The following is a 25508-nucleotide window of genomic DNA, read 5'->3' as shown; positions in this document are numbered from 1 at the left end:
AGTCGCTTTTGGAGCAGCCCTATGGCGAATCAACCGATCATCTGCGAACACTGCGACTGCGTTTATCAGAAAGTCACGCTCGCCAAGCATCAGAAAGCCCTGTGCGTACGCTGCGAGGGAGTACTGCAGCGCTACAACGGCCTGTCGGTGCAGCAGCGCCTCGCGTTGACACTCACCGCTGCGGTGTTGTGGGCGTTCGCCAATTTCTATCCGGTGATGAGCATCAGCCTGCAGGGCCTGAAGAACAGCGCGACACTCTGGGATTCGGTGGTCGCGCTGAGCCAGGGGCCGATCACGTTCATCGCTTTGGTGGCGGCGATTTCCATGATCATCGCGCCAGTGTTTCAGTTGCTGCTGCTGATCTGGGTGTTGAGTTTCGCCCTTTCCGGCAGGCGCTCACCGGCCTTCAAGCTGTGCATGCGCTGGCTGGAAGCCCTCAGGCCCTGGAGCATGCTGGAGGTGTGCCTGTTGGGCGCGATGGTGGCGGTGTTCAAGCTGGCCGGCATGCTCGATGTGATACCCGGCATCGGCCTGTTCGCGCTGGCCGCCCTCAGTCTTTTGCTGATCCGCATCGCCGGGCGCGATGTGCGTGATCTGTGGGACACCCTATGAATTCACCGCCCACCGCCCGCGAACTCAACCTGTGCCTGTGCCACACCTGCGGCCAGCCGTGCGACATGCGCAGCGAACCCACCGAGTGTGAGCGCTGCGGCGCCCCGTTGCACCGGCGCAAGGTTCAGTCCCTGACCCGCACCTGGGCCTACCTGCTCACGGCACTGGCATTCTATGTGCCGGCGAACATATTGCCGGTGATGAACACCACCATGCTCGGCGCCGGGGCGGACAGCACCATCATGAGCGGCGTGCTGGAATTCTGGCAGCATGGCGCCTGGGACATTGCGCTGATCATTTTCATTGCCAGCATTGCCGTGCCGGGCATCAAGTTCGTGTCACTGGGGCTGCTGCTGATCACTGTGCAGCGCAATAGCCAGTGGGCGCGCAAGGAGCGCTCGAAGCTGTTCCGGTTTATCGAGCTGATCGGCTATTGGTCGATGCTGGATGTGATCGTGGTGGCACTGGTGGCCGCGCTGGTCAAGTTCCAGGCCCTGGGCGACATCGAGCCGCGCCTGGGCATTCTGTTTTTTGGTCTGGTGGTCGTGTTCACGATGCTCGCGGCCATGAGTTTCGATCCCCGGCTGATCTGGGAAAATCCACACATTGAGGAGACCTCGGATGAGCTCATCCAAGGCTGATGCTGACACCCCTGCGGGAACACCTGTAATCAAGACGCGTCGCTTCAGCGTTTCGCTGGTATGGATCGTGCCGATTGTCGCTGTGCTGGTGGGTATCTCCCTGGTGGTCCATAGCGTGCTGCAACAGGGCCCGACCATCACCCTCAACTTCAAGACCGGCAGCGGGCTGGTCGCCAACAAGACCGAGGTCAAGTACCGCAACGTGGTCATCGGCCAGGTCACCGGTGTCGCCTTGAGCGATGACCAGAAAAGCGTCAACGCCACCGTCGAGTTGGCCAAGCAGGCGGAGAGCTTCACCCGCGAAGACTCGAAGTTCTGGGTGGTGCGCCCGCGCATCGGCGCCGGCGGTGTGTCCGGCATCGACACCTTGCTCTCCGGCGACTACATCGGTGCCGATATCGGCCAGTCCGACACCCGCGCCAAACAGTTCAAAGGCCTGGAAAACCCGCCGCCCATCACCTATGGCGAGCCAGGCAAACGCTTCACCCTGCATACCCAGGGCCTGGGGTCGCTGGATATCGGCTCGCCGGTCTATTACCGCAAAATCCCGGTCGGCCAGGTTGTTGCCTATGAATTGGACAGCGAGGGCAAGGGCGTGAATATCGAGGTGTTCGTGCATGCGCCCAATGACGCGTATGTCACCGAGAACACGCGCTTCTGGAACGCCAGCGGTGTCGACCTCAGCGTCGGCGCCAATGGCTTTGCGCTGAAGACCGAATCGTTGTCGTCCATGTTGATGGGCGGCGTCTCCTTCCAGGCACCGCCTTACAATCCCAACGACAAGCCCGCCGAGGAAAACCGCAACTTTGAACTGTTCGAAGACCAGCAAAGCGCCCTCGCCCCGCCCAATGGCAAGGGGCAGTACATGGTGCTGCGCTTCGATCAGGCCCTGCGCGGGCTGAAGGTCGACGCACCGGTGGAATTCCTCGGCGTCGAGTTTGGCAAAGTGGTCTCGATCAACCTGGATTTCGACGCCAAAAAGCGCAGCTTCCCGGTCAACGTCGGCATCGTGATCTATCCGCAACTGCTCGGCCAGGCGCACACCAAGCTGCTCAAGGCGATGAACAATAACCCTGACGATGAAGCGGCCGGCGTGCGCCTGATCGGCAGCTTCATCGAAAACGGCCTGCGCGCCCAGGCGCGCAGCGGCAACCTGCTGACCGGTCAGCTGTACATCGCCCTGGACTTCTACCCCAAGGCCGAGAAAGTCGCGTTTGACCCGAACCAGCGCCCAGTGGGCATCCCCACCCTTCCCGGCAACCTGGAACAACTGCAAGAGAAATTCGAAGGCATCGTCAACAAGATCAGCCAACTGCCGGTCGAGCGTATCGCCGGCAATCTCGATGCCAGCCTGGTCGAGCTGCGCAAGGGCCTGGCGCAATTCAATGCCAAGACCCTGCCCGGCGTGCAGACGACCCTGGGCGACGTGAGCAAGACCCTGCAGTCGGCCAGTTCCACCCTGGCCGAAGACTCGCCGCAACGCGAGCAACTGACCCAGACCCTGGACGAACTGGCGCGCATGTCGCGCTCCTTGCGCGAGCTTTCGGATTACCTGGGCCGGCATCCGGAGTCGCTGATTCGCGGTCGCGCCGATAATGCCGCGCCCCTTGACCTGCAAGGGCCACCCCGCAAATGACCATTGGAGCCGCCATGACAGTGCCGTTGAAAATCACCCTGGTGACCGCCCTGCTGTTGCTCGCGGCATGCCGCAGCGAGCCGATTGCATTCCACACCTTGACCCCGGCGCACCTGAATAACGCCACACGGGCGGATGCCGATTCAGTCCGCATTGAAAGCATCACCGTGCCGCCCCAGGTCGACCGCGCACAGATCGTGATCCGCCAGGGCGACAGCGGCCTGGCGATCCTGGAAACCCAGTGGTGGGCCGCCACCCTCGCCGATGAGCTGAGGAGCGCGCTGGTCGACCAGTTGGCCGGCAGCGATGCCCGGCAAGCCGTGTCATTGCGCGTGCAAGTACAGCGCTTCGATTCGGTGCCTGGGCAATACGCGCTGCTCGACGTGCGTTGGCGTCTCAGACCGGCTGGCGGCGGTGATCGCCCTGCGCTGACCTGCCGCTCAACCTTGCGGTCACCGGCAGGCCCGAGCATCGATGACGTGGTGGTGGCGCACCAGAACAACCTCAAGCGCTTCGCCGCGCTGATCAACCGCGCCGCAGGCTCGTCCCTGACGCAGTGCCCGAGCGCGCAATGAACGGTGGCGCACTCAAGCCAGCAAGCCCATCGACTTGGCCCGCGCCACCGCCTGGGTGCGGCGCTCCACGCCCAGCTTGCTGTTGATATGGCTGGCGTGGGTTTTTACCGTGTGCAGGGAAATGAACAGCTGGTTGCTGATCTCCTGGTTTGAACACCCCTGGGCGATCAGTTGCAGGACCGCCAGCTCCCGCGTGCTCAGGGTTTCATGGTGAGGCGCGATCCCGACGGCGACGCTTGGCGGTAGCAGCGCCAGCAAAGCCTGGTGCAACGGCTGGTGGGGTGGCTTGCCCAACTGCTCGCGCAGCCAATCCGGATAGTCCTCCAGCAACCGCTGGAACGGTTGCAATGCGCCGCCCGCGCCGGCTTCGAGTGCGCGGGCCAATACCGGCCTGGCCTTGGCTTCCTGGCCACACGCCAGCAGCACCTCGGCCTGCTGGGTCAGCGCCATCAGGGCAATCATCTGGCGGCCACTGCCGAGCGCCTGTTGCGCCAGGTCCTCAAGCCGTTGCAATGCCCTATCGGGTTGATGGCGAATGGCGTCCAGCGCGGCCTGTTGCAGCTCCACATGTTGTGGCAAGTGCGGATGAAACTCCGGTGCGGCGGCCGCCTGCTCGCCCGTGTAGGTCTGACCCAGCCGGGTCAGCCACGCATCGGCCAGATCGGTACGGTCCTGGGCCAGCCACAACTCGCATTTGATCAGGGTGATCATCGCCAGGTAGTAGATCGGCGGCACGTCCCAGATATGCATCAAGCGCTCAGCCTCGGCCAATTCGGCAAAGGCAGCGGAGAAATCGCCTCGCCGCCCTTCGAAGCTGGCGATCACGCAATGCCCGATCAGCACACTGATATCCCGGCAGGCACGGGCTTCGGTCAGGCCAGCACGCAAACGCGCAAGCCCGGCTTCGGGCTGGCAACGCACCAGTTGCAGGTAGCCTTCATACAACGACAACCGCGCGCGTACGGCGTACAGCCGCTGGGGTGCCAGCCCCTGCAGGCGCAGCAGGCCCTGGCGCACTTCGTCCACGGCGCGCAGGATCTCGCCCCGCGCTTGCAGCACCCGGGCCCGGTCGTAATGAGCCAAGGCTTCAAACAGCGGGTTGCCGACGCGCTGCGCCAGTTCCAGGGATTCGCGGTTCAAGCCACGAGCCCGCCACAGATCGGCATCGACGATCGCCAGGTTGGAGAGGGTCGACAGGCACATCAAGCGCTGGCCGTAACGCTTGTGCGGCAGGCTCTCCAGCGCCTCGTTGCAATAGCGCTGGGTCAATTCGCGGTCCCCGCGCCCACGGGCGATGATCCCGCTCAGTGCCAGCCATTGGGCCAGCATGGATTTTTGCGCGGTGGCCGACGGCGCCGGCAGGAAGCGACTGAGGTAGCCGGACAGCTCCTGCGCCGCATCCAACTGGCACGCCAGCCCCAGCGCCCAGCTGTACAGCACGATCAAGCGCGGGGTGCTGATCAACAGGCTGTCGGGCAAGTCCATCTTCCAGCGCAGCAGCATGCCGACATTCTGCTCGGCCAGCAGTTGCTCTTCGGAGAGGTTCTGCACCAGGTTCGCCGCCACATCCAGGTGCCCGGCCCGCAGCGCCTGCTCCACCGCCTCATCGATCAGGCCCTGGGCGTTGAACCAGCGACAGGCGCGCAGGTGCAGACTGGCCAACGGTAACGTGGCGCTCTTTTCGCGGCGGGCGCGCAACAGGTCGGAAAACAAATGGTGATAACGGTACCAGTGACCGTGTTCATCCAGCGGCACCAGAAACACCTGATGGGCCTGCAGGTAGCGCAGGATTTCCGGGCTGTCATGGGCCTCGCGGACCGCATCGCACAGCTCGCTGCAAAAGCGCTCCTGGGGTGCGGTGTCGTAGAGGAACGCTTGCACCTCTGCAGGCAGGCAATCGATGACCTCTTCCAGCAAGTAATCGCGAATCAGCCCTTCGCCACCATTCAGGCCCTGCGGCAGGGCGCCGTCATTGCCGGCTTCGGAGGCCGCCAGCAGCCAGAAGCGCAGGCCGGCGACCCAGCCCTCGCTGCGGCGAATCAGGTTTTCCAAGGCCTCGCCACGTAACGAACTGCTGTGCCGGTCCAGCACGGCCAGGGATTCGTCATGGGTCAGACGCAGGTCTTGCTCATGCAACTCCAACAGGTGCCGCGACAGGCGCAGGCGCGCCAGGTGCCAGTCCGGGCGCTGGCGGCTGGTGACCAGTACCACCAGGCCGTCGGGCAAATGATTGAGGAAAAACTGCAGGCAACGGTCCAGCACCGGCCCCTGGGCCAGGTGGTAGTCATCCAGCACCAGCAACAGCGGCGCCTGGACAGACAGGTGCACCGTCAGCTCATCGAGCAGGCCGTCGAGCCATTCTTCAAAGGCAAAGGGTTGGTGACGCTGACGCATTTTCAGCAGGCCCAGGGACTGGGCGCCGAGTTGCGGGAAGTACTGGCGCAAGCCTTCGAGCAGGCGCTCGAGAAAACGGCCAGGGTCACTGTCCCGTGGGCTCAGGCCCAGCCACAGGTTTTGCCAGTGGGCGGGCAGGCTCTGGCAGAACTCCACCGCCAAGGAACTCTTGCCAAACCCCGCCGGCGCGCTGACCAGCAACAGTCGCCCTTCCAGGCCGGCGCCCAGGCGTTCGCACAGGCGTGGGCGCAGCACGTAGCCGTCAGGCAGCGGCGGCCTGTAGAAACGGCCTTCCAGGGTCGGAATCACCGCGCTGGCAGGCCCTTGGATTCGGGACAGATCAGTCATCGCCGGGCTCTTGTAGAAGGCTGTTGTCGGCATTGCAGATGTCCGCAGACTAGCGGTAAAAGCGGCGGGATTGTAGATCTTTGCAACAAATGCCTGAAAAAGAACTGCGACAAAAAATATCCCGCAAACGCCCCAAACAAAAATGTGGGAGGGGGCTTGCTCCCGATGGCGGCGGATCAGTCAACGTATTCATCGACTGTCAGACCGCTATCGGGGCAAGCCCCCTCCCACAGGGGTATCAACATAGGTTCAGGTTAGCGCACGCCATCCTGGCGCAGGGCCGCTGGAGTGAAGTCGCTGGTGGTGGCGGTGAAGCCGAAGTCATAGGCCTGTTTCTCTTCGTTCTTCATGCCCAGGGCCAGGTAGCGGCCGGACTGCAAGTCGTAGAGGGTTTCCAGGGCGTACCACGGCACTTGCTTGTCGTAGTAGTTCTCGGCATGGGCTTCGGCGACGCGCCACAGTTGGCCACGGCCGTCGTAGTGGTCGATCACCGCCGCTTGCCAGGTGTCTTCGTCGATGAAGAAATCACGCTTGGCGTAGATGTGGCGCTGGCCTTCCTTCAAGGTCGCGACCACATGCCAGACACGGCGCAGCTCATAGCGCGCCAGGTCCTGGTTGATATGGCCGGCCTTGATGATGTCGGCGTACTTGAGCTTGGGATCATCGATCTTGTAGCTGTTGGAGGCGATGTAGATTTCCTTCTTGCCTTCCAGTTTCCAGTCGTAGCGGTCCGGCGCGCCGTTGTACATGTCGAGGTTGTCGGAGGTACGCAGGCCATCGGCGGCAGTCCCCGGCCCGTCATAGGACACTTGCGGCGCCCGGCGCACGCGGCGCTGACCGGCGTTGTAGACCCACGCCGAACGCGGCTCCTTCACCTGGTCGAGGGTTTCGTGCACCAGCAGTACACCACCGGCCAGGCGCGCCGGCGCGGTGACTTGCTGCTTGAAGTAGAACAGCACGTTGCCTGGGTTTTTCGGGTCGAAGTCCTTCATCTTGTCGCGGAACACGAACTGGTCGCGGAAGTACACCAGGCTGTAGGAACCGTTGGTTTGCGGTGTGGCCTGGGTGACCAGGCGGGTGACGCTGCCGCCGCGATAACGGGTGATGTGGTTCCAGATGACTTCCACGCCGCTTTTCGGAATCGGGAACGGCACGGCCGTCTCGAAGTTTTCCAGGCCGTTGCCGCCAGACACCAGGTTGGTGGTGGTGGCGTTTTTCTTGATCGCAGCGAACACCTCCGCCGGCACCGTAGCGCCGCGATGGGTCGGATAGACCGGCATCTTGAACGAGTCCGGGTAACGCTTGAACATCGCGTACTGCCCCGGCGCCAGCTTGTCTTTGTATTGCTCGACGTTTTGCGCGGTGATGGTGAACTGCGGTTGTTCGCTGGCATAAGGGTTGGCCAGGAAGCCTTTGGCGTCCACGGCGCCGGCGTTGGTCGGCATCGGCGTCCATTTCGGGATGGTGCCGGCCGCGTTACCGGCCATTTCGGCGCCCATCGGGGTCAGGCTGGTGCCGAGCTTGCCTGCTTCATCGGCCGAGACCGCCGCCATGACGTTGCTCGCCAGGATCGACAGCCCAAGCACACCCACGTGCAACAGACTTTTAGTTATTTTCATACTCTGGTCTTCCTGAATACATGCCACTTGAAAAGAGTGTGCTTAGAAGTTGGCGCCAAAGCTCAACGCGACAAAGTCACGGTCATCCACGGTGCTGAACCTGCCACCAAAGAAGTTGGTGTAGGCCAGGCTCGCGGTGTAGGTGTTCTGGTATTCGGCATCCAGGCCCAGGCTGACCGCCTTGCGCCCTTCTTCGAAGTTGGCGCCAGGGCCCGGCGAGTAACCTTTGACGTCATGGGACCAGACCACGTTGGGCTTGAGGTTGACGCCGGCGAACACGTCCGGGTATTCCCAGATGGCACGGGCGCGATAACCCCAGGAGGTGGCGGTGGTGTAGCCGTCGTTGTTGCAGTTGGTGTTCAGGCCAGCCGCATTGGGCAAGCCGGCGCCGGTGGCGGTGGAGTTGTTAAGCGCGTTGCAGAACCCACCTGGCAAGGTGCCGGGACCGAATACCGGGTCGCGGCCGTAGCGGGCCTGGGATTTGCTTTCCAGCCCACCCACATGGGTCACGCCGATTTCACCGACGGTGGTCAGGCGGCTGGCGCCCATTACCTGGTCGAAGAAGTGCGTGAAGGTGGTCTGGAACTGGGTCACTTCCTTGCGGTTGTAACCGTGCAGGTCCTGGCCTGGCGAGCCCTTGAGCACCGACGCGTTGCCAAAGCCCGGAATCGGCGTAACGCCGGCAAACAGGATATCGGTGGTGCTCAACTGCACCGGCGCATTCGGACGGTAGCTCAACTCACCGCTCCACGCGGTGCCGGTAGGCAGGGTGGTGGAAAAGCTCAAACCGTAGAGGCGGATATCTTCCGGGTACTCGACGAAGTAGTTGGAGCTGCCCGCCACGATCAACGGACGCAAGGCACCCAGCGGACCCAGTGGACGGGTGTAGGCCGACGACGGCGCACCCTGTGCACTGAAGATCGGCGCACGGCTGTGGTAGTTCATGAAGTAGGCGCCGAATTCGGTATCCAGCGGCTCGAAGTTGTAGTGCATGGCCACGCCGAACTGGCCGCTGTCGCGGGCATCGCGGTCCGGGCCACGGCGCACGAGCACGCCCTCACTGTTCACGTCCACACCCAGGGCGCCCAAGGTCGGCAGTGCTGCGCCGGGGATGGTCGAGCGCTTGTTCAGTACCCGCAGGTTATTGCTGCAGCCGTCGGAAATCACGTCCGGCTGGGAGAAGAAGGTGCCGCAGTTATCGGTAACGGTCTGGTCCCATTCCAGCTGGTAAAACGCCTCGGCCGACAGGTTGTCGGTGAGCGTCTGGGACACGTAGAACATGTTGACCGGAATCAAGCCTTCCTTGATCTCGGCCCCTGGACGACGAAACGCCGACACGTCGATCGGGTTGATGGAGTTGATACCGCCGCCAATGAAGGTGCTTTCGCCCCAGCTCACCACCTGCTTGCCAAACCGCACGGAACCCGGCGCGTCGGCGATCGAGTAGTTATGGTAGACGAACGCATCGAGGATCTGCCCGCCCGACGACTTGGCGCCTTCCTTGCGGTTGTTGTCGCTGATGTCCTTGAACAGACGGCTTTCGTCCTTGAGCTCAAAGTCGTACCAGTACTTGCCACGCACAAACACACCGGTGTCGCCGTACTTCAGTTCCAGGTCGTGGATGCCCTTGAAGATCTTCGAGAACGTTTCTCCTCGCTTGAAGTTCAGGTGCCCGTCATCGGAGGTCTGGGACAAGCCCTTGCCGCCGTTGTTGGCGCCGATCAGGTCGCGATTGGCCTTGGACGTGCTCCAACTGGCGCCTACCGACAGGGATGAGTCAAAACTCCCTTCGATTTCACCGATGTTGAAACTGACGCCGAATGCGGGCCCGGCGAGCGTAGAAGCGAGACTGACGGCCAGGGGCAGTCGTGCCCGGCGCCAGAACTGGTTTACTGAGGTCATCGACGCTACTCCATGTGCATTTTATTGTTATGGCAGTGAGCTCTTTCGGAAGATGCATGTAACGGCCGGGATACAACGATTCCAATGCCGAGCGACAACCGGGCGACCCTCGCCCGAAGCGCAACATCCACGAAAAACTCTGGAAGGGACTATAGCCAGCAGGGGGTAGTGCTTGATCCCTCTAAAGTGTGATTTGCATCACCAACCCGTCTGCCACGACCCTTTCGCCACGCCGACGAAGGTCGACGCGGCAAGGATGGCTGAAATTCGGCAAATCACAAGTAAAGGCTTGAGATAGAGCAGCGCGCGCCCGAACGGGCGCGGCGAGCGCTGTCAGAGGGTCGACAGGAACGTGCTGTTGTTGGCCTGCCATTGGATGATGTCGATACGGATACGTTTTTTGTCGAGCTTGCCGACGCTGGTCTTGGGAATTTCCGTAACAACGGCGATCTGGCTCGGAATCGCCCACTTGCTCAAGTGGCCCAATTCAACGAACGGCTTGAGGTGTTCCTTGAGCTCACGGGCGCCTATCACATGGCCATCACGCAGCACCAACAGGGCAAATGGGCGCTCGCCCCACTGCGGGTCGGCAATGCCCACCACCGCTACTTCGCGTACCGCCGGGTGACGGCTGACCAAGTCTTCCAGGGCCAGCGAGGAGATCCATTCGCCACCGGTCTTGATCACGTCCTTGATGCGGTCACGGATATCGATGACGCCGAACGCGTCCAGGGTGGCGACATCACCGGTGTGCATCCAGCCACCGGCCCACAGCTCGGCGCCCTTTTGCGGCTCGTTGTAATAGCCTTCGGTGAGCCAGGGCGCACGCAGTACCAGTTCGCCCTGGGATTCGCCGTCGGCCGGCAGAAAGTTGCCGTCGGTGTCCATGATCGCCGCTTCCACCAACGGGCCAGGCACGCCAGCCTTGATGCGGTAGGTGGTGCGTTCATCTTCGCTGCCGGCCATCAGCTCGGCATTGAGGTGGGCACAGGACACCAGCGGCCCGGTCTCGGACATCCCGTACGCGGCCGTCAATTGAATGCCACGGGCCTTGGCGGCTTCGTACAGCGAACGGTTGAGCGCGCTGCCGCCGATGACGATTTTCCAACCGCCGAAATCCACGCCCTGGGCGGCCTTGGCATTGAGCAGCATTTGCAGGATGGTCGGCACGCAATGCGAAAAGGTGACCTTTTCCTGGCGCCACAGCGCCACCAGGTATTCCGGGTCGTAGCGGCCGGGGTAGACCTGCTTCAGGCCGAGCATGGTCGCCACATAGGGCAGGCCCCAGGCATGTACGTGGAACATCGGCGTGATCGGCATGTACACGTCGTTGGTGCCGAGCAAACGCACGCTGTCGATGCTGCCCATGATGGTCGCCACGCCGATGGTGTGCAGCACCAGTTGGCGGTGGGTGAAATACACGCCCTTGGGATTGCCGGTGGTACCGGTGGTGTAGAAGGTGGTGGCAACGGAATTCTCGTCGAAATCCTCGAAGGTGTACGTCGGGCTCGCCGCAGCCAGCAGGGTTTCGTACTCGCCCACCAGGTTGGGCAGGTCGGCGGTCTTGCTGTCGTCGTCGGTGATCAGCAAGGTCTTGTCGACGCTGGTGAGTTGCCCGGCGATGGCCTGGTAAAGCCCCACGAACTCGCTGTTGACCAGCACAAAGCGGTCGTCGGCATGGTTCATGGTGTAGAGGATCTGTTCCGGCGACAGGCGCACGTTGATGGTGTGGATCACCGCGCCGATCATCGGGATGGCGAACATGCATTCCAGGTAACGATGGCTGTCCCAATCCATCACCGCCACCGTGTCACCGGCCTTGACCCCGCCTTCGGTCAGCACATTGGCCAGGCGCGCGACGCGCTCGATCAAAGTCGGGTAGGTGTAGCGCAGTTTGTCGCGGTAGATGATTTCGCGAGTCTTTTCGTAACGGGTCCCGGACATCAACAGGCGTTTGATCAACAGCGGGTACTGGTAAGCGCCTTCGGCGGGGGAATGACACGGGTCTGCAACATACGAATCCCTTTTATGACTGCGCGGTCTTGGCGTGAAGACCTGCACTGTAGAGACGTTATGTTTCAACCAAATCAGCCAAAGGAATGATTTGCAGGGCCCAGCAAATGCTAGCTTTTAGCCAGCATCTTGAACTCACTGAAGTCCAATGTGGGAGGGGGCTTGCCCCCGATAGCAGTGTGTCAGCCAAGTATTTATCAACTGATCCACCGCAATCGGGGGCAAGCCCCCTCCCACATTTTGACCGTGCCGGCTTGAGTGAGCGGCGATTACTTCATGCTGGTAAACGCCAGCTTGACCCCGATCGCAATCAGCACCGCGCCCATGGTGCGATCGAACCAATGCCCCATCTTCGCAAACCCGGCGCGCACGCGTTGCTGGCTGAACAGCATGGCCACCAGGCAAAACCACAGCGCCGTCGCCACCGCCAGATACACGCCATAACCGGCCTGCACCGCCAACGGTGTGTGCGGGTTGATCACCACCGTGAACAGCGACAGGAAAAACAGCGTGGCCTTGGGGTTCAGGCCGTTGGTCACAAAACCCGCCGTGAACGCGCCGCGTGGGGTGCGCTCGCCCGCCTCGCGATGCAGTTCGCCTTCGGCCACAGGCTTGGCCGGCTGCGCGCGCAGTGCCTTGAAGCCGATGTACAGCAGGTAGGCCGCTGCCGCCCATTTCAGTGCATTAAACAACACGATGGACTGGGACACGATCAAGCCGATGCCCAGCAACGAGTAACCGACGTGCAGAAAAATCGCCGAACCGACGCCCAGCGCGGTCCAGGTACCGGCGCGCCGGCCGTGGGTCACGCTTTCGCGCACCACCACGGCGAAGTCCGGCCCGGGGCTTGCCACCGCCAACAAGTGAATCAAAGCTACGGTCAAAAACTCGGCGACGTACATGCTCACTCCATGAAGTAACTGATTATTTCATCTGATAGGCTCAGCAGATTACGCCTTCGAACCTCGTCGCAAAAGGTACAGTTGATCATGAACAATCGCCGCGCCGTCTTCCTCGATCACCCCTCCCTGGACCTCGGCGACCTCGACCTCAGTGGCCTGCGCGACTGCTTCAGCGAGCTGCAGCTGTTCGAGCAGACCACGCCGCAGAATGTGCTCGAACGCTTGCAGGGCGCTCACGTCGCCATCAGTAACAAAATCCCGCTCAATGCCCAGACCCTGGCGGCCTGCCCTGACCTCAAGCTGATCCTGGTGTCGGCCACCGGCACCAATAACATCGACCTCGACGCCGCCCGCGCCCAAGGCATCACCGTGAGTAACTGCCAGGGTTACGGCACGCCGTCGGTGGCCCAGCACACACTCATGCTGCTGCTCAACCTCGCCACGCGCCTGAACGACTATCAACGGGATGTGGCCGCGGGCAAATGGCAGCAGGCCAGGCAGTTCTGCCTGCTGGACTACCCGATTGTCGAGCTGGAGGGCAAAACCCTCGGCCTGCTCGGGCATGGCGAGCTGGGCAGTGCCGTGGCGCGCCTGGCCGAAGCGTTCGGTATGCGCGTGGTGCTCGGCGCGATTCCCGGGCGCCCTGCCCGCGCCGACCGCGTGCCGCTGGATGAACTGCTGGCGCAAGTCGATGCGCTGACGTTGCATTGCCCGCTCAACGAGCACACCCGCGACCTTATCGGCGCGCGCGAACTCGCGCTGCTCAAGCCCGGCGCGTTTGTCGTCAACACCGCACGCGGTGGCTTGATCAACGAACAGGCGCTGGCCGATGCGCTGCGCAGCGGGCACCTGGGCGGTGCAGCCACGGATGTGCTGAGTGTCGAGCCTCCGGTCCAGGGCAACCCGCTGCTGGCCGCTGACATCCCTCGGCTGATCGTCACGCCCCATAACGCCTGGGGCAGCCGTGAAGCGCGGCAACGGATCGTCGGGCAATTGCGCGAAAACGCGCTGGGCTTTTTCAACGGTGCCCCGCTTCGCGTCGTCAGTTGATAAACTGCGCCCCTTTTCAAGGAGCAGACCATGGATCCGCGCAGTGAAGTACTGCTTCGCCAGGCCGAACTTTTTCAAGGCAACCTGCTGCTGGTCGGTTTGCCGGCCGACGATTTGCTCGGGCGCCTGCCCAATGCCCATGGCTGGTGCTGGCATGCCGGCGATCAGGCGGCGCTTGCGGCGCGTTTTCCCGAGCGCAGCCAGTTCGGCGTGACCGTGCCCGAGCGCGCATTCGATGCGGCGGTGATTTTCCTGCCCAAGTCCAAAGACCTCACCGACTACCTGCTCAACACCGTGGCCGCGCGCCTGCCCGGTGCCGAGCTGTTTTTGGTCGGCGAGAAAAAAGCCGGTATCGAAAGCGCCGCCAAGCAGATGATCCCCTTCGGCAAACCGCGCAAACTGGATAACGCGCGGCATTGTCAGCTTTGGCAAGTCACCGTGGGCAACGCGCCGCAAGCGCGCGAACTGGATAGCCTGGCGCAGACCTTCGACGTGCCGCTGGCCGACGGGCCGCTCAAGGTAGTAAGCCTGCCGGGCGTGTTCAGCCATGGTCGCCTGGACCGGGGCACCGAACTGTTGCTGGCGCACCTGGACAAGCTGCCCAGCGGGCATTTGCTCGACTTTGGTTGCGGCGCCGGCGTATTGGGCGCTGCGGTAAAACGTCGCTACCCGCATAACACCGTGACGCTGCTCGATGTGGACGCATTCGCCGCCGCCAGCAGTCGCCTGACCCTGGCTGCCAATGGCCTGGACGCCGAAGTGTTGACCGGTGACGGCATCGACGCCGCGCCGATGGGCTTGAACGCGATTTTGAGCAACCCACCGTTCCATGTCGGGGTGCACACCGATTACTTCGCTACGGAAAATTTGCTGCGAAAAGCCGCAAAACATCTGGCAAAAGGCGGCGAACTGCGCCTGGTCGCCAACAGTTTCCTGAAGTACCAGCCGCTGATCGAAGAGCATTTGGGCATCTGCGCAGTCAAAGCCGAAGGCAATGGTTTTCGCATCTATCGGGCCAAGCGCCCCTGACGGGCGTTTGAAAAAGAAGGCTTGCCGAATGGGTTTTGCCTAGGCAGAATCCGCTCCGTCCTAGGGGAGTAGTCTCCTTTGAGCCCCACGCTCATCCGGCATACGTCAACATACTTGGTCAGCAGACCATGGCGTATGCGACCCAGGAGTCCGCACAGACGGACCGGGGTTTGACAAGACCTATGACACGTACACCTTACCCGGGGCGGGAAGGCTGTACGTGTCATAGCCGTGTCGACCCGCCCCTGGAAACCTACCTGATGCTGGATTCACTACTCGTTCCTACCGCAATCGTTGCCCTGGCCGAAATCGGCGACAAGACGCAACTGCTCGCGCTCATTCTCGCTGCTCGCTTTCGCAAGCCCTGGCCCATCATCGCCGGCATCGTCGCCGCGACCCTGGCCAACCATGCGGCGGCCGGTGCAGTAGGCGCCTGGTTCGGGAGTTTCTTCTCCGATGCGGTACTGCACTGGATTCTCGCGGCCAGCTTCTGCGCCACCGCGCTGTGGACGCTGGTGCCGGACAAACTCGACGATGATGAAGCCAGCACCACGCGCAAGTTCGGGCCATTCCTGACCACGCTGATTGCGTTCTTCATTGCGGAAATCGGCGACAAGACCCAGATCGCCACGGTGATGCTCGCCGCGCAATACCCGGAACTGTGGCTGGTGATTATCGGCACTACGCTGGGGATGTTGATTGCCAACGTGCCGGTGGTGCTGGCGGGGAATTTTGCGGCGGAGAAGCTGCCGTTGACGTTGATTCGTCGATTGGCGGCAACGGCGTTTTTCGTACTGGCGATTGTGGCGGTGTACAAGGCCATGCAAAGCAGTGGCTGGATCTAAATCTGCAAACCCAATCCAATGTGAGAGGGGGCTTGCCCCGATTGCGGTGTATCAGCTAAGCATTTATCAGCTGACCCACTGCTATCGGGAGCAAGCCCCCTCCCACATTTAGTGTTTCACAGAGGTCAGGACTTCTTGGCCTGTTGGTACAGCGGCATCACCTTCGGAATCGCCGCCTGCAACGAGGCGATTCGGCTGTCGGACGCCGGGTGCGTGCTCATGAACTCCGGCGGCGCGCCTTCCGAGGCCTTGGCCATCTTGTTCCACAGCGTAATGGCGGCGTTCGGGTTGTAGCCGGCGCGGGCGGCCAGCTCCAGGCCGATCAGGTCGGCTTCGTTCTCATTGCTGCGGCTGTTGGGCAAGGTCATGCCATAGTTGGCCACGGTATCGGCCAGCGCCAGGCTGTCCTGGCCCAGGCCGAACAATGCACCGGCGCCCTGTTTGGCCATCTCGATGCCGTAGGCCTTGGACATGGCTTCGCGGCCGTGTTCACGCAAGGCGTGGGCGATTTCATGACCCATCACGGCGGCCAGTTCGTCATCGGTGAGCTTGAGGTTGTCGATCAACGCGCTGTACACCAGGATCTTGCCACCCGGCCCGCAGTTGGCGTTCATCTCATCGCTCTTGATCAGGTTCACTTCCCACTTCCATTGCGCCGCATCCGGGCGGAAGGTCGGTGCCTGGGCGATCAGGCGATTGGCAATGGCCTGCACGCGCTTGGCGTTGGCGCTGGTCTTGTCCAACACGCCTTTGCCGCTCGCCTCACCCAGGGTCTGCTGGTAGGACTGGGCGTACATCTGGTCGACTTCCTGGCTCGACAGCATGCTGAACATGTATTGCTTGCGCTCAACCCCAACCGCGCCGCCGCTGGTGGTGTTGACCGACTGACACCCGGCCAGCAGCATCGCTGCAACCAACCCGCTTACCGCCAATGACTTCTTCATGAACACGCTCCCTGGAAACATGGCGCGTATCGTAGGCGGACATTTGTATCGGCGCCAGATACATCAGACATTTAACCGCTGAATGTCGACGGTTCAAGCCGGGGTCAGGCACTCCGGCCCATTGAGCTTGGGATCGTTGACCATATTGGCCAGGACCCGCTCGCGCAAAGCGGCGGGCTCACTGGCCAAAAGACTTTGCAGCACCGCCAGCGGTGTCGCGGGGTCCAGCCAGGCGGCCTGCCCTGCTTCATCCAGGATCAACGGCCGGCGCTGAGCCTGTGCAGCTTGCGTGACCACCGCCGCACTCAACCACACCTGCTCCTGCACCGGATACGCTTCCCAGATCGCCGCGAAAAACAACGTGGATCCCTCCCCCGGCGTCAGCCAGTACGGGCGTTTGCGCTGGGTGCCGCGCCATTCGTAAAACCCGTTGGCCGGCAGCAGGCAACGGCGTTGGCGAAACGCTTCGCGAAACATCGGTTGCTCGGCCAGGGTTTCGGCGCGGGCATGGGCCGGCGTGCGGGACAGGTCGGTGAGCCAGGGCGGCGTCAGGCCCCAACGTGCACGCGCCAGGGTGAGCTGGCCGTCGAGGGCGCGCTGGATCAGCACCGAATCATTGGGGGAAATATTCCACTGGGCCTGCTGGTCGGCCGGGAACCCCGGCAAGGCAGCAAAAGCGGGGTTCCAGCGAAACAGGGCATAACGTCCACACATGGGGCAACACGACTCTTGGGGTAAACCGACCGACAGCCTAACAGACCAATACGTCGGGGAAGCTGTCGGGTTCGTCGCCGGGCAAGGGTTGCGCGGCGTTATAGGCGGTGATGAGTTCGCGGGCGTAGGCGGCCTGATTATTGTCGACCTCCAGCCCCAGCAAGCCGAAGATCGGCAGTTCACCCGTGCCGCCGAGCAAATGGCGCCCCACCAGGTGCGCCTCTATTCCTTCGCTGGCAAGCATCTGTTGCAGCAGCTCGCCTTCCATTAGGTTTTCCGGTTCGTAGATTCGCTGCATCGCGTTACCTGTTGTTTATTCGTTCTCGCTGCGGGTCTCGAGCATCCACTCTTCGCCGTGCACCTGCAGGTTGAAACTGATCGGCCTGCAGCACACCTGACAGTCCTCGATGTAAACCTGATCACCGCCGGACAAGTCCACCGTCGTTTCGACCGTTTCACCACAATAAGGACAATCGTACAGCGCATTTTCCAGCATCGCGGTCTCCTGAGTGACTTGTGCGTATAATCGCCGGTCTATTTACAGGGTTATATTTCGGCTGAGCCCATTACTCAGGCCGCACCCTGGTATTTCCTCTACTTACCCTAGCCGTTTCTAACAAGAGAGCATGATGGGCGAATTCGATACCATCCGACCTTACAACGACAGCGAAGTCCCGGCAGTGCTGGACCGGCTGTTCCGTGACAAGGCCTTTCTGGACATCCTGACCCACTTCCGCTTCCCGCGCTTCGCCGGTGCGCTGGGCTGGCTGCTCAAGCCGATGATCGCACGCAAGCTGCGCCGTGAATTCGCCGGTGTCACCACCGTGGCGACGCTGCAGGATAAAGTCGAGTATTACGTCGACCATACCATCGACCGCGCGACTGACGGCGTCACCTACACCGGCGTCGAGCAATTGAAGTCCGGCAGCGCCTACCTGTTCCTGGCCAACCACCGCGACATCGTGATGGACCCGGCCTTCGTCAACTACGCCGTCTACCATGCCGGCCTGCCTACGCCGCGCATCGCCATCGGCGACAACCTGCTGCAAAAGCCGTTCGTCAGCGACCTGATGCGCTTGAACAAGAGCTTCATCGTGCACCGCTCGATCACCGGGCGAAAGGAAAAGATGGCGGCCTACCAGTTGCTGTCGGCCTACATCAACCATTCGATCCGCAACGACTGCCAGTCGATCTGGATCGCCCAGGCCGAAGGTCGGGCCAAGGATGGGGATGATCGCACCGAATCGGCGATCCTCAAGATGTTCCACGTCAGCCGCAAGGACGAGCCGTTCGCCGAAGTCATCCAGTCGTTGAACCTGACACCGGTGTCGATCAGCTACGAGTACGACCCGTGCGACGCCGCCAAGGCCCGCGAGCTGTATATCCGCGCCACCACCGGCACCTACTGCAAGGCGCCGGGCGAGGATGACGTCAGTATTGCGCTGGGCATCACCGGCTACAAAGGCCGGGTGCACGTGAACTTCGCGCCGCCGATTACCGAGCGCTTCGAAGACACCAAGCTGCTGGCTGCCGAAATGGACCGGCAGATCCTGGGCGGTTATCGGTTGTTCCCGGTGCATTACCTGGCGTATGCCCAATGGAACGATGCCGACCCACAACTGCAAGTGCCCAAGGCCGCAGACGTATTCCCGGCCGACGAACTGGCCAAGGCGAAGGCGGAGTGGGAGCGGCGCTTGCACGAATGCCCGTCCGAGCATCGTCCGTACCTGGTGACGCAATATGCGATGCCGGTGCGTAATCAGTATCGGGTGAAGGCGGGGATCCCGTTGTAAACACCGGTCAAAAAATGTGGGAGGGGGCTTGCTCCCGATTACGGTGTGTCAGTGCAGGTATTTGCAACTGACCCACCGCTATCGGGAGCAAGCCCCCTCCCACATTTGTTTGGCGGCGTACTTACAAATGGGTACTGAACCAGGACAACACCAGCGCCAGCCCCAGGCCCGCAAACCCGGCGCGGTAAGCCTGGCGATAGGCCCGTTCGGTGCGCGTATCCAGAAACAGCATCGGTTGGTCGATGGCCCGCTCTTCGCTGCGCAGGGCGAGGTCGGCCATCGCACGTTGCGCGCGCAGGCGGGTCAGGAACAGCACTACGGCGCCCGAGCAGGCAATCAATAGGGCTACAGCATTGATGAGCAGCGCGGACAACGCCATCGCAAACCTCGGCGAAACAGTATTCGGGTATCGGTTCAGCTACAAACCTGAACGATAGTGGCTTCCTGCGCCGTTAATGCTCCCTCCCCGTTGACGACTAATGTATCCAGTAATTTACAGCGTCACCTGAACGTCACCTTAACAAGCCACTCTGATGCCCTTCGACGTGAGGTGCTTGTCATGCTGCATGCGCAAAACCAGGACCGGCTGTATCTGATTGCCCCAAGCGATGAACAGGAGGCATTGGTCGGCGGCCTTGCGTTCAACGTCCAGGACCGCCACTGGCTGGTGTATTGCGCCCTCGCCGGGCAGGTGCATGCCGACCTGCCGGAGCTGGATTTACTCACTGGCGTGAGCATGTTGGATTTTTATGTCGACACGGCGGCGTGAAGCGCCAGGCGTAAAAAAACCGGGCTCAGCGATGAGCCCGGTTTTTTTTGAACAGCTTATTGCGAACTGAGCAACTGGCCGATGCTTGGGTCTTTGAACAGTCGGGTCAAGGCATCGCTGAGCACATCGCTGACCAGCTTGGTGTTGGTTTCCTGGTTCGGCGACATGCCGAAACGCTGGTTGAGGGATGCGGCGTAGCGGCCGCTGTAGCGACGCGTACCGGCGCTGACGTCGGACTTGAAGGTCGCGCCGATGGACGCTTCGGTCACATACAGACCTTCCTTGGGCGACTGGTATTTCAGTTCGGCCAGGGTGACGGTCAGTTGCGGCGCACCCGGCGTGTTGGTCGGGGTAAAGCCCAACAAGCGCACAGCGGCTTCAGCCTGGGCCTGCAGCTTGGGCAGCACGTCCTCGCCGGTCACCGAAATCAGCGCGGTCTCCGGGTACAGGCCGCCACGCGAACCCAGCGTAGGTGACGGACGGCCATCTACCACACGCACCGACACCGGCTGGCCGTGACCGACCGGGGCCAACTGCGCCGTGACTTTGGGTTGCGGGCTGAGTTGTTGCGGGCTGTTGGCGCAGCCAACCAAAGCCAAACTGGTCACAGTGATCAAACCGAACAACAGGCGTTGCAACATACTCATTTCTCCAGGACTAGGCGCACACAGGCCGCCAGTATAACGGTGCTCGCGCGTCACTCACCAGCAATCCTGAACCGCAGCTGAAGGCATGGGGCAAATTACAATTTCACATAAAAGCGTCATTCCAATGTCATGGCAGACTGAGAACCTTCAAGCATGTAACGCAACCGGTACATCGTCATGCGCCTTCTCAAGTCATTGTTCTTCTCCCACGCCCGCCATCGCCACTTCGCCCTGCTCGACGCCCACGGCCATTGCCTGGCGTTCAAGCAATGCAGCGTGCCGCCCGTCGGTGAAGGCTGGGTGGAAGTTGCAGAGACACACCTTGGCTGGATGCACCGCCCGCTGCCGGCCAGTGCACGGGTCAGCCCCGAGTTTGTACGCGCATCTTCGCGACAAGCGTTGGCCTCCTGACCAGCGCACTAATAAAAGTCATAAAACACGCCCATTTCCCCGGCGTTCTTCGCTACAATCTCCCCCCGATTATAAGGACGTCTCCTGATCGGGCCCCGCTGCATCGTTATTGCCTCGGCATTAACCTCCCAATTGCCCACAGAGAGCCGCCCACACAGATCGAGTGAAGCTGGCGTGCTTGCTGTTTCCTTTGCAAACCACCCGTCTTTTATCGAATCTGCCAGAGCTGCCATTGCGCTCGGCCACTTGAGTTTTTTGCCCGTTTCACGGGCCAGGTGCCAGGCTGGGCAGCCCTTTTTTGAGGTTCACGTCTTCAAAAGAGCGTGAAAAAACGGGTTTTCACAACTTCACAAGAGTGTGGCGAGCAAATGAATAGTTTGGCGTTTGTACAAGCACCATCAGCGTCTGGAACAGCCCAACACAGGATCGAGTACTCCTCAACAACCGGAGCTTGAGCCTGTCCGCTACGGATTGGTTGCACGAATCGCACGCTTTGACCATAAGTCGAATTGCCACAGGCGCCCATGAATGCGTTCATAGGCAGATTAGCCGGGCAGGAAGCGTGCGCTGAAGTTGCAAAGAATTGCGAAACGGACATGGCGATCCTGGCCATGGGTAACCTGGGGCAACACGTGAACCGCCCCGTCACTCCTGGCAGCCATGCCGTCAATTTGGTGCTGCAGATTTTGGAGACGCGTTAAATGGCGCATAACGAAGCAGTCGACGTAGTTCTGGTAGGGGCCGGCATCATGAGTGCCACCCTGGCCGTACTGCTCAAGGAGCTCGACCCCGGCCTCAAGCTGGAAGTCGTTGAGCTGATGGATTCGGGTGCCGCGGAGAGTTCCAACCCGTGGAACAACGCCGGTACCGGCCACGCCGGGCTGTGTGAGCTGAACTACACGCCGCAGGCCGCCGATGGCTCCATCGACATCAAGAAAGCCGTGCACATCAACACCCAGTTCGAGGTGTCGAAACAGTTCTGGGCGTACCTGACCAAAAAAGGCACCTTTGGCTCGTCCAAATCCTTTATCAGCCCGGTCCCGCACCTGAGTTTCGTGCAGGGCGAAAACGGCGTTGCCTTCCTCAAGAAGCGTTTTGAAACCCTCAGCCAGCACCATGCGTTTTCGGACATGCACTACACCGAAGACCGCAGCGAGATGGCCGAGTGGATGCCGCTGATGATGCCGGGCCGCCCGCTGGACGAAAAAATCGCCGCGACCCGCGTGATGAATGGGACTGACGTCAACTTCGGCGCCCTGACCAACCAACTGCTCAGCCACCTGACCAGTTCGGCGGACGCCCAGGTCAAGTACTGCAAGCGCGTCACCGGCCTTAAGCGCAATGGTGCCGGCTGGACCGTCAGCATCAAGGACGTCAACAGCGGCAACAGCCGCGACGTGGATGCCAAGTTCGTCTTCCTCGGCGCCGGCGGTGCGGCGTTGCCGCTGCTGCAGGCGTCGGGCATCGAAGAAAGCAAAGGCTTCGGCGGTTTCCCGGTCAGCGGCCAGTGGCTGCGTTGCGACAACCCGGAAGTGGTCAGGCAGCATCAGGCCAAGGTCTATAGCCAAGCCGCCGTGGGCTCGCCACCGATGTCCGTACCGCACCTGGATACCCGCGTGGTGGATGGCAAGAAGTCCCTGCTGTTCGGGCCATACGCCGGGTTCACCACCAAATTCCTCAAGCACGGCTCGTTCCTGGACCTGCCGATGTCGATTCGTGCCGGCAACATCGGCCCGATGCTCGCCGTGGCGCGCGACAACATGGACCTGACCAAGTACCTGGTCAGCGAAGTGCGCCAGTCCATGGAGCAGCGCCTGGAATCCCTGCGCCGCTTCTACCCCGAGGCGAAAGCCGAAGACTGGCGCCTGGAAGTGGCCGGCCAACGGGTGCAGATCATCAAGAAAGACCCGAAGAAAGGCGGTGTGCTGCAATTCGGCACCGAGCTGGTGGCGGCCAAGGATGGTTCGCTGGCGGCGTTGCTGGGTGCCTCGCCGGGCGCTTCGGTGACGGTGTCGATCATGCTTGACCTGATCGAGCGCTGCTTCCCGGAGAAAGCCAAGGGCGAATGGGCCACCAAGCTGCACGAGATCTTCCCGGCGCGCGAGAAAGTGCTGGAGACGGATGCCGAGCTGTATCGCAAGATCAATACGCAAAACAACATCAGCCTGGAGCTGGTAGATGGAGGTGCGAGCTCGCTCGCGAAAAACGATAACGATAACGCAGCGCATCTGGTTTGACGCGGCGCTCTCAGGTTCTTCGCGAGCAAGCTCGCTCCTGCCGTTAAAAGCGAAACGCCCCGGACTCTTATGAGGCCGGGGCGTTTTTTTATGGCTCGGATAATCAGCCGCGGGCTTTGTCGATCAGCTCGATGTACTCGGCGGCGTTGCGCTGGTCCTTGATCAGGTCGACAAAGGTCTGGCCATGCTCATCCTTGCCATCCAGGTCCAGACCGGCTTCCTTGAAGAAGCCCAGGAAACGCTCGAAGTCGTCGATACGCAGGCCGCGATAGGCCTTGATCAGTTTGTGCAGGGATGGGGACGTCGCATCGACCGGCTCGAAGTTCAGGAACAATTTGATCTGGTCGTCGCCGATCTCGTCACCGATCACCTGTTTTTTATCTTTACGCATTACCGACTCCAGCCTGCAGACATTGATACGGGGGTTGAAGTCTACCTGTGGTGCACAGGCTTCGAAAGCGCTGAAGAGCCAATGTGGGAGGGGGCTTGCTCCCGATAGCGGAGTGCCAGTCACCGACGTATTGACTGAGCCACCGCCATCGGGAGCAAGCCCCCTCCCACACTTTGATCTTCTGCGTTCAGGCTGCGCCGCAGCTCAATCGAACTGGGCGAGCATCCAGCGTTGGTAGTCAGCCACACCGGCATCGCCCTCGCGGGGCGCCCAATCGGCCAACTCACCCTCGCCCACCGGTCGATAGGGCCCGGCCTTGCACTCGAACATCACCGTATCAGGCTCCAGCACCACCAGGCCATGGAACACGCCCGGCGGCAGGTCGACGCCCGCGCATTCGCCCCCTGCCTGCATCACGCGCTTGGTGATGACCTCACCGGTGTCGCTGAATATCAGCAGGCCCAGTCGCCCCTGGAGCACCAGCAAGGTTTCCGCCTTGTCCGCGCTCAGGTGCCGATGCGGCGGTACATAGGTACTCGGCTGCAGGGCCACGGCGAGGCGATGACACGGCTCTTCCATCTGGTGGAAATTGTGATGGTGCCGGCCACGGGGGCTGGCGCCCGCTTTCTCGGCCAACTCTGCAAATAACGTCTGATCAAGAAAGCGGGCCATCGATTACATTCCTTTAACCGCGTAGATGCCATTGGCGTTGCGCCAGTAGCCCTTGTAGTCCATGCCATAACCGAAGATATAGCGGTCGATGCACGGCAGCCCGACAAAATCGGCTTTGAGCTCAGGGCGCGCCTTGCGGTCATGGTCTTTGTCGATCAGCACGGCGGTGTGCACTTTGCGCGCGCCGGCATGTTTGCAGAAGTCGATGATCGCGCCCAGGGTGTGCCCTTCGTCGAGGATGTCATCGATGATCAGCACGTCACGGTCGATAAACGAAACTTCCGGCTTGGCCTTCCAGAACAGATCGCCGCCGCTGGTTTCGTTGCGATAGCGGGTGGCGTGCAGATAAGAGGCTTCCAGCGGGAATTGCAGGTGAGTGAGCAATTTGCCGGCGAAGATCAGGCCACCGTTCATCACGCAGAACACCACAGGGTTGGTGTCGGCCATTTCGCGGGTGATGTGCGCGCCGACCTTGGCGATCGCTGCTTCGACTTGCGCTTCGGTGTACAGGCAGTCAGCCTCGTGCATGATTTGACGGATATGCTCGAGATCAGCGGACATGGCGCTCTCCAAGGGGTGCTGTGGCAAGAAAAGCGGGCGAAGTTACGCTTCTACTGCGCTCCAATCAAGCCTTTATGGACTAACGTACTTGATGTCTATAGGACAACACCCTCGGATAGATTAATCTAGGCCGGTTTTTTTGCCCGCCGCCGGAGCCTTTCCCATGCCCACTCGCGAGATCCGCCACCCGCTGATCCGACACAAACTCGGCCTTATGCGCCGTGCCGACATCAGCACGAAGAATTTCCGTGAGCTTGCTCAGGAAGTTGGAGCGCTGCTCACTTACGAAGCCACCAAGGATTTACCCTTGGAAACCTACGAGATCCCCGGTTGGGCCGGTCCCGTACAGGTCGAGAAAATCGCCGGTAAGAAAATTACCGTGGTACCGATCCTGCGCGCCGGTATCGGCATGCTTGAAGGCGTGCTCAGCCTGATCCCGGGCGCCAAGGTCAGCGCCGTCGGCGTGGCCCGCAATGAAGAAACGTTGCAGGCCCACACGTACCTGGAAAAACTCGTCCCGGAAATCAACGAACGCCTGGCCATGATCATCGACCCGATGCTCGCCACCGGCAGCTCCATGGTCGCCACCATCGACCTGTTGAAAAAAGCCGGTTGCAAGGACATCCGCGCCATGGTGCTGGTCGCCGCGCCCGAAGGCATTGCCGCCGTCGAGAAAGCGCACCCTGACGTACAGATCTACACCGCCTCCATCGACGAGCGCCTGAATGAACACGGCTACATCATCCCAGGCCTGGGCGATGCCGGTGACAAGATATTCGGCACCAAGCAGAAGGACGCGTGAG

The 25508-nt window shown here is 61.4% G+C and carries 25 protein-coding genes, 1 pseudogene and 1 riboswitch; of the genes and pseudogenes, 12 read left to right on the top strand and 14 right to left on the bottom strand.

The window, feature by feature from the left end; translation table 11 throughout:
- Window positions 1–21 precede the first annotated feature (21 nt).
- The 4 genes from C4J92_RS04870 to C4J92_RS04855 are packed head-to-tail and all read left to right on the top strand — an operon-like array spanning window position 22 to window position 3464.
- The gene (locus C4J92_RS04870) at window positions 22–612 is read left to right on the top strand and encodes a paraquat-inducible protein A (protein ID WP_124403113.1); all 591 of its coding nucleotides are present in this window, start codon (window positions 22–24) and stop codon (window positions 610–612) included.
- Window positions 609–1253, top strand: a complete 645-nt coding sequence (locus C4J92_RS04865) for a paraquat-inducible protein A (protein WP_124403112.1) — start codon at window positions 609–611, stop codon at window positions 1251–1253. Before C4J92_RS04870 ends, C4J92_RS04865 begins: the two co-directional genes overlap by 4 nt.
- Window positions 1234–2889, top strand: a complete 1656-nt coding sequence (locus C4J92_RS04860) for an intermembrane transport protein PqiB (RefSeq protein WP_124369679.1) — start codon at window positions 1234–1236, stop codon at window positions 2887–2889. The genes C4J92_RS04865 and C4J92_RS04860 overlap by 20 nt, the downstream gene beginning before the upstream one ends.
- 14 nt (window positions 2890–2903) lie before the next feature.
- Window positions 2904–3464 carry a membrane integrity-associated transporter subunit PqiC gene (locus C4J92_RS04855; RefSeq protein WP_124403111.1) on the top strand — a complete coding sequence of 187 codons (561 nt, stop codon included), beginning with the start codon at window positions 2904–2906 and terminating at the stop codon, window positions 3462–3464.
- Window positions 3465–3476: 12 nt separating this feature from the next.
- Here C4J92_RS04855 and C4J92_RS04850 read toward each other — a convergent pair whose 3' ends face one another.
- From C4J92_RS04850 to C4J92_RS04830, 5 genes and pseudogenes are all read right to left on the bottom strand, one after another.
- Window positions 3477–6206 carry a LuxR C-terminal-related transcriptional regulator gene (locus C4J92_RS04850; RefSeq protein ID WP_124403110.1) on the bottom strand — a complete coding sequence of 910 codons (2730 nt, stop codon included), beginning with the start codon at window positions 6204–6206 and terminating at the stop codon, window positions 3477–3479.
- Between the two features lie 254 nt (window positions 6207–6460).
- Window positions 6461–7825, bottom strand: coding sequence for a DUF1329 domain-containing protein (locus tag C4J92_RS04845; protein WP_124403109.1), 1365 nt, complete (start codon window positions 7823–7825; stop codon window positions 6461–6463).
- A 42-nt stretch (window positions 7826–7867) separates the two neighbouring features.
- Window positions 7868–9727, bottom strand: coding sequence for a DUF1302 domain-containing protein (locus tag C4J92_RS04840; protein ID WP_124403108.1), 1860 nt, complete (start codon window positions 9725–9727; stop codon window positions 7868–7870).
- A 333-nt stretch (window positions 9728–10060) separates the two neighbouring features.
- Window positions 10061–11742 (bottom strand): annotated as a pseudogene (locus C4J92_RS04835) (fatty acid--CoA ligase).
- Window positions 11743–12009: 267 nt separating this feature from the next.
- Window positions 12010–12642, bottom strand: a complete 633-nt coding sequence (locus C4J92_RS04830) for a LysE family translocator (protein WP_124365860.1) — start codon at window positions 12640–12642, stop codon at window positions 12010–12012.
- A gap of 87 nt (window positions 12643–12729) precedes the next feature.
- Between C4J92_RS04830 and C4J92_RS04825 the strand changes: the two genes are divergently transcribed.
- The 3 genes from C4J92_RS04825 to C4J92_RS04815 all read left to right on the top strand — a co-directional run bounded on the left by C4J92_RS04825 (window position 12730) and on the right by C4J92_RS04815 (window position 15566).
- A complete protein-coding gene (locus C4J92_RS04825) occupies window positions 12730–13692 on the top strand; it encodes a 2-hydroxyacid dehydrogenase (RefSeq protein ID WP_372238375.1) in 963 nt (320 codons plus the stop codon).
- Window positions 13693–13722: 30 nt separating this feature from the next.
- Window positions 13723–14721: a class I SAM-dependent methyltransferase gene (locus C4J92_RS04820; RefSeq protein ID WP_124403107.1), complete on the top strand. Its 999-nt coding sequence runs from the start codon at window positions 13723–13725 to the stop codon at window positions 14719–14721.
- A 51-nt stretch (window positions 14722–14772) separates the two neighbouring features.
- A riboswitch (yybP-ykoY riboswitch) is annotated at window positions 14773–14892 on the top strand.
- Between the two features lie 89 nt (window positions 14893–14981).
- Window positions 14982–15566, top strand: a complete 585-nt coding sequence (locus C4J92_RS04815; protein WP_124361337.1) for a TMEM165/GDT1 family protein — start codon at window positions 14982–14984, stop codon at window positions 15564–15566.
- 125 nt (window positions 15567–15691) lie between these two features.
- On the opposite strand, the gene C4J92_RS04810 is transcribed toward C4J92_RS04815, so the two are convergent.
- From C4J92_RS04810 to C4J92_RS04795, 4 genes are all read right to left on the bottom strand, one after another.
- Entirely contained in the window at window positions 15692–16510 is an 819-nt protein-coding gene (locus C4J92_RS04810; RefSeq protein WP_124361336.1) for a M48 family metallopeptidase, read from the bottom strand.
- 93 nt (window positions 16511–16603) lie between these two features.
- Window positions 16604–17224 (bottom strand): SOS response-associated peptidase, encoded by a 621-nt coding sequence (locus tag C4J92_RS04805; RefSeq protein WP_124403106.1) that lies wholly within the window; start codon window positions 17222–17224, stop codon window positions 16604–16606.
- A gap of 37 nt (window positions 17225–17261) precedes the next feature.
- Entirely contained in the window at window positions 17262–17522 is a 261-nt protein-coding gene (locus C4J92_RS04800; RefSeq protein WP_124403105.1) for a putative signal transducing protein, read from the bottom strand.
- 15 nt (window positions 17523–17537) lie between these two features.
- Window positions 17538–17720, bottom strand: a complete 183-nt coding sequence (locus C4J92_RS04795) for a CPXCG motif-containing cysteine-rich protein (protein WP_124403104.1) — start codon at window positions 17718–17720, stop codon at window positions 17538–17540.
- Window positions 17721–17853: 133 nt separating this feature from the next.
- Here C4J92_RS04795 and C4J92_RS04790 point away from each other — a divergent pair, with 133 nt between their 5' ends.
- Complete coding sequence (locus C4J92_RS04790) at window positions 17854–19017, top strand: 1-acyl-sn-glycerol-3-phosphate acyltransferase (RefSeq protein ID WP_177413176.1); 1164 nt, start codon at window positions 17854–17856, stop codon at window positions 19015–19017.
- 121 nt (window positions 19018–19138) lie between these two features.
- On the opposite strand, the gene C4J92_RS04785 is transcribed toward C4J92_RS04790, so the two are convergent.
- Entirely contained in the window at window positions 19139–19396 is a 258-nt protein-coding gene (locus C4J92_RS04785) for a hypothetical protein (RefSeq protein WP_124369671.1), read from the bottom strand.
- Between the two features lie 180 nt (window positions 19397–19576).
- On the opposite strand from C4J92_RS04785, the gene C4J92_RS04780 reads away from it, so the two are divergent.
- Window positions 19577–19786, top strand: a complete 210-nt coding sequence (locus C4J92_RS04780; RefSeq protein ID WP_124361330.1) for a hypothetical protein — start codon at window positions 19577–19579, stop codon at window positions 19784–19786.
- 56 nt (window positions 19787–19842) lie between these two features.
- Here the strand turns inward: C4J92_RS04780 and C4J92_RS04775 are convergent, their stop codons facing one another.
- Window positions 19843–20427: a YajG family lipoprotein gene (locus tag C4J92_RS04775; protein WP_124361329.1), complete on the bottom strand. Its 585-nt coding sequence runs from the start codon at window positions 20425–20427 to the stop codon at window positions 19843–19845.
- Window positions 20428–20610: 183 nt separating this feature from the next.
- Here C4J92_RS04775 and C4J92_RS04770 point away from each other — a divergent pair, with 183 nt between their 5' ends.
- Complete coding sequence (locus C4J92_RS04770) at window positions 20611–20844, top strand: hypothetical protein (RefSeq protein ID WP_124403102.1); 234 nt, start codon at window positions 20611–20613, stop codon at window positions 20842–20844.
- Between the two features lie 701 nt (window positions 20845–21545).
- Entirely contained in the window at window positions 21546–23081 is a 1536-nt protein-coding gene (gene mqo / locus C4J92_RS04765) for a malate dehydrogenase (quinone) (protein ID WP_124365852.1), read from the top strand.
- Window positions 23082–23184: 103 nt separating this feature from the next.
- Here mqo and C4J92_RS04760 read toward each other — a convergent pair whose 3' ends face one another.
- The 3 genes from C4J92_RS04760 to C4J92_RS04750 form a co-directional block, all read right to left on the bottom strand.
- On the bottom strand, window positions 23185–23472 hold the full coding sequence (locus C4J92_RS04760; protein ID WP_124403101.1) for a PA4642 family protein: 288 nt from the start codon (window positions 23470–23472) through the stop codon (window positions 23185–23187).
- 204 nt (window positions 23473–23676) lie between these two features.
- The gene (locus C4J92_RS04755) at window positions 23677–24144 is read right to left on the bottom strand and encodes a WbuC family cupin fold metalloprotein (protein ID WP_124365850.1); all 468 of its coding nucleotides are present in this window, start codon (window positions 24142–24144) and stop codon (window positions 23677–23679) included.
- A 3-nt stretch (window positions 24145–24147) separates the two neighbouring features.
- The gene (locus tag C4J92_RS04750) at window positions 24148–24705 is read right to left on the bottom strand and encodes a hypoxanthine-guanine phosphoribosyltransferase (RefSeq protein WP_065885799.1); all 558 of its coding nucleotides are present in this window, start codon (window positions 24703–24705) and stop codon (window positions 24148–24150) included.
- A 163-nt stretch (window positions 24706–24868) separates the two neighbouring features.
- On the opposite strand from C4J92_RS04750, the gene upp reads away from it, so the two are divergent.
- Window positions 24869–25507 carry a uracil phosphoribosyltransferase gene (gene upp / locus C4J92_RS04745; RefSeq protein ID WP_017138223.1) on the top strand — a complete coding sequence of 213 codons (639 nt, stop codon included), beginning with the start codon at window positions 24869–24871 and terminating at the stop codon, window positions 25505–25507.
- The last annotated feature ends 1 nt before the right edge of the window (window position 25508 follow it).

Source organism: Pseudomonas sp. R3-18-08 (genome assembly GCF_003852065.1).
In the GTDB taxonomy this organism is placed as follows: Bacteria; Pseudomonadota; Gammaproteobacteria; order Pseudomonadales; family Pseudomonadaceae; genus Aquipseudomonas.
The sequence above is the reverse complement of the archived record's forward strand: the minus strand, read 5'-3'. Positions and strand labels throughout refer to the sequence as shown.

Excerpts from the sequence above, each read along its gene's own strand:
- C4J92_RS04825 (WP_372238375.1), top strand. The coding sequence starts at position 12,730 with ATGAACAATCGCCGCGCCGTCTTCCTCGATCACCCCTCCCTGGACCTC.
- C4J92_RS04830 (WP_124365860.1), bottom strand. The coding sequence starts at position 12,642 with ATGTACGTCGCCGAGTTTTTGACCGTAGCTTTGATTCACTTGTTGGCG.
- C4J92_RS04790 (WP_177413176.1), top strand. The coding sequence starts at position 17,854 with ATGGGCGAATTCGATACCATCCGACCTTACAACGACAGCGAAGTCCCG.
- mqo (WP_124365852.1), top strand. The coding sequence starts at position 21,546 with ATGGCGCATAACGAAGCAGTCGACGTAGTTCTGGTAGGGGCCGGCATC.
- C4J92_RS04840 (WP_124403108.1), bottom strand. The coding sequence starts at position 9,727 with ATGACCTCAGTAAACCAGTTCTGGCGCCGGGCACGACTGCCCCTGGCC.
- C4J92_RS04820 (WP_124403107.1), top strand. The coding sequence starts at position 13,723 with ATGGATCCGCGCAGTGAAGTACTGCTTCGCCAGGCCGAACTTTTTCAA.
- C4J92_RS04760 (WP_124403101.1), bottom strand. The coding sequence starts at position 23,472 with ATGCGTAAAGATAAAAAACAGGTGATCGGTGACGAGATCGGCGACGAC.
- C4J92_RS04805 (WP_124403106.1), bottom strand. The coding sequence starts at position 17,224 with ATGTGTGGACGTTATGCCCTGTTTCGCTGGAACCCCGCTTTTGCTGCC.
- C4J92_RS04850 (WP_124403110.1), bottom strand. The coding sequence starts at position 6,206 with ATGACTGATCTGTCCCGAATCCAAGGGCCTGCCAGCGCGGTGATTCCG.
- C4J92_RS04800 (WP_124403105.1), bottom strand. The coding sequence starts at position 17,522 with ATGCAGCGAATCTACGAACCGGAAAACCTAATGGAAGGCGAGCTGCTG.
- C4J92_RS04845 (WP_124403109.1), bottom strand. The coding sequence starts at position 7,825 with ATGAAAATAACTAAAAGTCTGTTGCACGTGGGTGTGCTTGGGCTGTCG.
- C4J92_RS04860 (WP_124369679.1), top strand. The coding sequence starts at position 1,234 with ATGAGCTCATCCAAGGCTGATGCTGACACCCCTGCGGGAACACCTGTA.
- C4J92_RS04870 (WP_124403113.1), top strand. The coding sequence starts at position 22 with ATGGCGAATCAACCGATCATCTGCGAACACTGCGACTGCGTTTATCAG.
- C4J92_RS04750 (WP_065885799.1), bottom strand. The coding sequence starts at position 24,705 with ATGTCCGCTGATCTCGAGCATATCCGTCAAATCATGCACGAGGCTGAC.
- C4J92_RS04815 (WP_124361337.1), top strand. The coding sequence starts at position 14,982 with ATGCTGGATTCACTACTCGTTCCTACCGCAATCGTTGCCCTGGCCGAA.
- upp (WP_017138223.1), top strand. The coding sequence starts at position 24,869 with ATGCCCACTCGCGAGATCCGCCACCCGCTGATCCGACACAAACTCGGC.
- C4J92_RS04855 (WP_124403111.1), top strand. The coding sequence starts at position 2,904 with ATGACAGTGCCGTTGAAAATCACCCTGGTGACCGCCCTGCTGTTGCTC.
- C4J92_RS04795 (WP_124403104.1), bottom strand. The coding sequence starts at position 17,720 with ATGCTGGAAAATGCGCTGTACGATTGTCCTTATTGTGGTGAAACGGTC.
- C4J92_RS04770 (WP_124403102.1), top strand. The coding sequence starts at position 20,611 with ATGCGCCTTCTCAAGTCATTGTTCTTCTCCCACGCCCGCCATCGCCAC.
- C4J92_RS04780 (WP_124361330.1), top strand. The coding sequence starts at position 19,577 with ATGCTGCATGCGCAAAACCAGGACCGGCTGTATCTGATTGCCCCAAGC.
- C4J92_RS04865 (WP_124403112.1), top strand. The coding sequence starts at position 609 with ATGAATTCACCGCCCACCGCCCGCGAACTCAACCTGTGCCTGTGCCAC.
- C4J92_RS04810 (WP_124361336.1), bottom strand. The coding sequence starts at position 16,510 with ATGAAGAAGTCATTGGCGGTAAGCGGGTTGGTTGCAGCGATGCTGCTG.
- C4J92_RS04785 (WP_124369671.1), bottom strand. The coding sequence starts at position 19,396 with ATGGCGTTGTCCGCGCTGCTCATCAATGCTGTAGCCCTATTGATTGCC.
- C4J92_RS04775 (WP_124361329.1), bottom strand. The coding sequence starts at position 20,427 with ATGTTGCAACGCCTGTTGTTCGGTTTGATCACTGTGACCAGTTTGGCT.
- C4J92_RS04755 (WP_124365850.1), bottom strand. The coding sequence starts at position 24,144 with ATGGCCCGCTTTCTTGATCAGACGTTATTTGCAGAGTTGGCCGAGAAA.